Here is a 4,728-nt window from a genome sequence, read left to right as displayed (position 1 = left end):
CGTGAGTGGGGCAACAAGCGCCGGCGGGCCGTTTCCGTCTGACAAAGGACCCCCAGCGATGACCATCAGCCTGCAAGTGATCTACCCCGCCGCCGATGAGGCGGTATTTGATTTTGACTACTACGTGGAAACCCATCTGCCGCTGATCGAGGAACATTGGGGCGATCTGATCGAAACCGTCGAGGCCTCGCGCGGGTTGGCGGGCGGTCCTGACGTGCCGCCGCCCTACCTGCTGATCGCCACCATCACCTTTCCCGACATGGACTCCCTGGACAAGGCCATGGGCGAAAAGGGCGGCGAGATCATCGACGACGTGGCGAATTTCACCAATGTACGGCCCCAGATCCTGATTGGTGAGGTGCTGATGTAGGCGGCAATAAAAGGCCGGCGACGCGACATGCGCCACCGGCCCTCGCCCGGTCCGAAAACCGGGCCCCGTGAGTGGGGCAACAAGCGCCGGCGGTGGCGCCTGTCGTTTAATGTAACGCCGAGGCGCGGCATTTCCGTCGCCGGTCGCAAAACTATTTTCACCGATCAGGTGTCGGCGGTATCGCGCGCAGCACCAAACGGGTCTGCCGCCTACCACATGGTCTTGGCCGCGCGCGGGGCCCAGGCGGTGTCATAGGGCCGACCGCCCTCTTCGCCGGCGGTTTGCTCGGCCAGGATGTCACCGACGCTCGGCAGGTCGGCGCTTTGATCGCCCGCGGTCCAGATCCCGGCGCGCATCAGGGCGCGGGCGCATTGGGTATAGACCTCAGCGATGGTGATCACGATCACGGTGCGGGGCTGTTTTCCCTGCTTTTCAAAGCGCGCCCGCAGCGCCCTATCCGCCGTCAGCTGCGCGGTGCCGTTGAGGCGCACCACATTGTTGGAGCCGGGCACCAGGAACATCAGGGATACCCGCCCATCGCGCACGATATTGCGCAAGGAATCGATGCGGTTGTTGCCGTACCAATCCGGCAGCGCCAGGGTGTCGGGGTCCAGTTCCAGCACCACCGGGCCATCGTCGCCGCGCGGGCTGCCATCGGTGCCTTCGGGGCCGACCGTGGTCAGAATGCACAGCCGCGAGGCCATGATCCATTTGCGATACAGCGGTGTCAGCTGGTGCGCCACCTTGCGGATCGCGGCGGCACCGGGGGTGCCGTACTCTGCCTCCAGCGCGTCAATCGTGGTGATGAAGTCCATCTGTGCCAAACCCCAGTTCTGCCATCAATGCATCGGATCGCGCCTCGATCTGCGCCTCCAGCCCGGCCATGAAGCCGGCGCGGTCCGCTCCCGGGGCGATCGGATCGAGAAATTCGACCACGCCCAGACCCGGCTTGCGCAAAATCCCGGTGCGCGGCCACAACAGGCCGACATTGGTGGCAACCGGCACGCAGGGCTGTTTCAGCGCATCATAAAGCACGCCGATGCCGGATTTATAAGGCACGGTTGCCCCCGGCGCGACACGGGTGCCCTGCGGGTAGATCACCAGCTGGCCCGGTTCGGTGAACTCGCGGGCGACATCCTTGACCATCTTGGCAATCGCCGCCCCGCGCCGGCCGCGATCCACCGGGATACAGCCAAGCCGCTTGGCGTAGATGCCGATCACCGGCGTCCACATCAGCTCCCGTTTCATGATGAACTTGGCCTGCGGCAGCGCGTTGAAGATGATCATGATGTCGAGAAAGCTCTGGTGTTTGGCGGCGACGATCACCTCGCCCTGCGGCACCGGGCCGCGCACCTCACAGCGGATGCCCACCATCCAGCGCGCCGACCAGATCGCCCAGCGGGCGTAGGTCTTGCAGGCCTGGCGGGCGCCATTCTTGGACAATAGCGCATAGGGCGCAAAGACGATGCCGAACAGCAGCATCGCGATATAGATCTGCACCGTATAAAGGATCGAACGCAGGTATTGCAGCGGTAGGGTCACGCGAGGTCTCCGAGACGTTTGCGGGCGGCGCGGGTGGTCGCGACAAAGGCGACAAGGGCGCTGACCAGAGGGATCACAAGCGGCAGCAGCCAGCCCCAGCCCTGAAAGCCAAGCCCGGTGAGAAAACCGCCCTCTTGCGAGGCTTCGGGCATCAACCAGACGCCAATCATGCCCAGCACCATGCCCACGGCCGCGCCCGACAGCGCCCGCAGGGTGAACCGGCGCACAAAGGCCTGCGCGATATAGCTGTCCTGCGCCCCGACCAGACGCAGCACCTCGATCACCTGGGCATTGGCGGCAAGGGCCGCATTGGCCGCAAGGGTGATCATCGCCGCCATCGCACCGCCGATCAGCACGATTGACACCACGCCAAGGCGGCGCAGCGCAATCGCGGCATCCACCAGCGGCCGCCGCCAACGGGTATGGTCATCCAGCACCGCGCCCGGCACTTCGGCCTGCAGGCGCAGGCGCAACCCGGTGGCGTCATAGCCGATATCGGCCTCTGTCACCTCGATCAGCTGCGGCACCGGCAGGGTATCAAGCGGCACATCGGCGCCGAACCAGGGCGCCAGCAACGCCGCCTGCTCGTCAGAGCTCAGCGCGCGGGCCGAGGCCACGCCGGGGGTCTGGCGCAGGATCTCCAGCGCGGCTTCGGTCTGGGCGGCACGCTGTTCGGCGGGGGCGTTGATGCGCAGGGTGGCGGCGCGGGCCAGTTCTTCGGACCAGCGATGCGCCACCCGGCCCGATGCCAGCGACAGCGCCAGCGCAAAGACACAGAGAAACGCCATCGCCCCGGCCGCGAACAGGGTCAGCTGGGCGGTAAAACCCGAGGGCGGCACCACCCGGTCGGCCTGCGCATCCCCGACGATCAGCTTGCGAAACGCGCTCACAGGTCGGCCCCGGCCAGTTGCAATTGCCGGTTGGAGATCCGCAGCACCCGCGCCTGGACCTGGTTCTTGGCCGCCCGGATCAGCGACATGTCGTGGGTCGCCACAAGGATGGTCTTGCCCATGTGATTCAGCTCCACAAGCAGGCGCAGCAGCCTCTGCGACATCTCCCAATCGACGTTGCCGGTTGGCTCGTCAGCAATGATGACATCGGGGCTGAGGATCACCGCGCGGGCCAGCGCCGCCCGCTGGCGTTCACCGCCCGACAGTTCCGGCGGCAGCGCGTCGCGGCGTTCCGACAGGCCAACCCAGGTCATCAGCTCCTGCAGGTTGCCCTGTTCGTTCTGCAGCCCCCGCCCCGACACCGTCAGCGGCAGGGCGATGTTTTCCACCACCGGCAAATGATCGAGAAAGCGACAGTCCTGATGCACCACCCCGATGCGGCGGCGCAGATAGGCCATCTGGTCGCGATCCAGCCCCCGCACGTCCATGTTGAACGCCCGCACCCGCCCGGTGGTCGGCGTCAGCGCCCCGTAACAGAGCTTGAGCAGCGTCGTTTTACCGGCGCCGGACGGCCCGGTCAGGAAATAGAAAGAGCCCGGCGCGAGCTGCACCGAGAGATTGCTGAACAGCGCGCCCCCGCCATAGTTATAGCCCACATCTTCGAGTTCGATCACGTCCAGTCCCCAGTGCATGCCGCTGTCGCACCGCGATGTTGTGCACGACCGCTGCCGCAGTTTCAATGGCTGGCGGGCCGGATGATGGGCTTCATTCTGCGCTCAGGGCAGGGATTGGGCCTTTCTTGCCTTCGAGGAACTCTTTATGATTGCGGAACAATTCACCCTTTTCGCGGTCATATGGCCCGCCAAGGAGACCGGATGAGACTGATATGCCCCAATTGCGGCGCACAGTATGAGGTGCCGGAGGACGTGATCCCCGCCGAGGGGCGCGACGTCCAATGCTCCAATTGCGGCGATACCTGGTTCCAGCCGTCCGCCGCGATGCTGGCCCAGACCCGTGCCCAGGACCCCGAGAGCGAGGAGCTGGCGGCGGCAGAGACCGGCGCGGCCCCCGCCGATCTGGAGGCGCCGGAAGATGTCACCGCCCCGGCAGAGCCTGAACACCGCGACGAGACCGCGCCCGGTGCGGATGATCCGGCACCAGTAGCAGATGATGCGGATGAAGACGCGCCTGTCGCTGCCACCCGTGAAGCCGCTGACGACACGACGCCCCCCGAAGCCAGCCCCGATGATGCCATCGACGCCGATGAGCCGACACGCGATGTGGACGCCGACGTCGCACCGGCAGGGCCGGATGCAGCTGTCGACCCGGCGCCCGAACCACCGGTCCAGCGCCGACTGGACCCGGATGTGTCGCGGGTTCTGCGCGAAGAAGCGATGCGCGAAGCGGCGCTGCGCGCGGGGCAGGAAAACATCGAGACCCAGACGGAAATGGGGTTTGCCCCCCCGTCAGAGAGTGACGTCACCCGCCGCGCCCGCGAAGCGCAGGACCGGGTTGCGCGGCTGCGCGGGGAAGATCCAGACGCCTTTGGGCAACAAGCAGTCGCGAACCCGGCCATCGACCCGGTTTCGCGTCGTGGCCTGCTGCCCGACATCGAGGATATCTCGCAAGGGCTGCGCGGGGGGCAGGATCAAAAACACGCCCCCGCCCCGGAGCCTCATTACGATGACGCCGCAGCAGGTCTGGCAGGCCCGCGCAAAAGCGGCTTTTCCCGCGGTTTCCTGCTGGTGATCCTGGCGATGGTTGTGGCCGTTCTGATTTACAGCAACGCCCCGGTCATCGCAGAGCAGCTGCCGCAGGCCGATCCCTATCTCAGCTCTTATGTCGCCTGGGTGGACCAGATCCGTCTTTGGCTGGACGCACAGGCAGGCGCGCTCGCCGCCGGCTGAAACGGCACGGCGGCGAGCG

6 protein-coding genes are annotated in these 4,728 nt (G+C 66.2%); 2 read left to right on the top strand and 4 right to left on the bottom strand.

Annotation, left to right across the window (positions count from 1 at the left end; genetic code table 11):
• The first annotated feature begins 58 nt into the window (after positions 1 to 58).
• Complete coding sequence (locus TRIHO_RS16535; RefSeq protein ID WP_068246139.1) at positions 59 to 370, top strand: EthD family reductase; 312 nt, start codon at positions 59 to 61, stop codon at positions 368 to 370.
• Between the two features lie 209 nt (positions 371 to 579).
• Here TRIHO_RS16535 and TRIHO_RS16530 read toward each other — a convergent pair whose 3' ends face one another.
• Genes TRIHO_RS16530 through TRIHO_RS16515 form a run of 4 tightly spaced genes read right to left on the bottom strand, consistent with a single transcriptional unit; the run spans position 580 to position 3,476 of the window.
• Positions 580 to 1,185 carry a pyridoxamine 5'-phosphate oxidase family protein gene (locus tag TRIHO_RS16530; RefSeq protein ID WP_068246137.1) on the bottom strand — a complete coding sequence of 202 codons (606 nt, stop codon included), beginning with the start codon at positions 1,183 to 1,185 and terminating at the stop codon, positions 580 to 582.
• On the bottom strand, positions 1,163 to 1,912 hold the full coding sequence (locus TRIHO_RS16525) for a lysophospholipid acyltransferase family protein (RefSeq protein ID WP_068246134.1): 750 nt from the start codon (positions 1,910 to 1,912) through the stop codon (positions 1,163 to 1,165). The genes TRIHO_RS16530 and TRIHO_RS16525 overlap by 23 nt, the downstream gene beginning before the upstream one ends.
• Positions 1,909 to 2,802, bottom strand: coding sequence for a cell division protein FtsX (locus tag TRIHO_RS16520; protein ID WP_068246131.1), 894 nt, complete (start codon positions 2,800 to 2,802; stop codon positions 1,909 to 1,911). The genes TRIHO_RS16525 and TRIHO_RS16520 overlap by 4 nt, the downstream gene beginning before the upstream one ends.
• Complete coding sequence (locus tag TRIHO_RS16515) at positions 2,799 to 3,476, bottom strand: cell division ATP-binding protein FtsE (protein WP_068246141.1); 678 nt, start codon at positions 3,474 to 3,476, stop codon at positions 2,799 to 2,801. Before TRIHO_RS16515 ends, TRIHO_RS16520 begins: the two co-directional genes overlap by 4 nt.
• 201 nt (positions 3,477 to 3,677) lie before the next feature.
• Here TRIHO_RS16515 and TRIHO_RS16510 point away from each other — a divergent pair, with 201 nt between their 5' ends.
• Positions 3,678 to 4,709 (top strand): zinc-ribbon domain-containing protein, encoded by a 1,032-nt coding sequence (locus TRIHO_RS16510; RefSeq protein WP_068246128.1) that lies wholly within the window; start codon positions 3,678 to 3,680, stop codon positions 4,707 to 4,709.
• Positions 4,710 to 4,728 lie beyond the last annotated feature (19 nt).

It is taken from the genome of Tritonibacter horizontis (assembly GCF_001518015.1).
Taxonomy (GTDB): Bacteria; Pseudomonadota; Alphaproteobacteria; order Rhodobacterales; family Rhodobacteraceae; genus Epibacterium; species Epibacterium horizontis.
This window is presented reverse-complemented; position numbering and strand designations above follow the sequence as displayed.

Excerpts from the sequence above, each read along its gene's own strand:
- TRIHO_RS16535 (WP_068246139.1), top strand. The coding sequence starts at position 59 with ATGACCATCAGCCTGCAAGTGATCTACCCCGCCGCCGATGAGGCGGTA.
- TRIHO_RS16530 (WP_068246137.1), bottom strand. The coding sequence starts at position 1,185 with ATGGACTTCATCACCACGATTGACGCGCTGGAGGCAGAGTACGGCACC.
- TRIHO_RS16510 (WP_068246128.1), top strand. The coding sequence starts at position 3,678 with ATGAGACTGATATGCCCCAATTGCGGCGCACAGTATGAGGTGCCGGAG.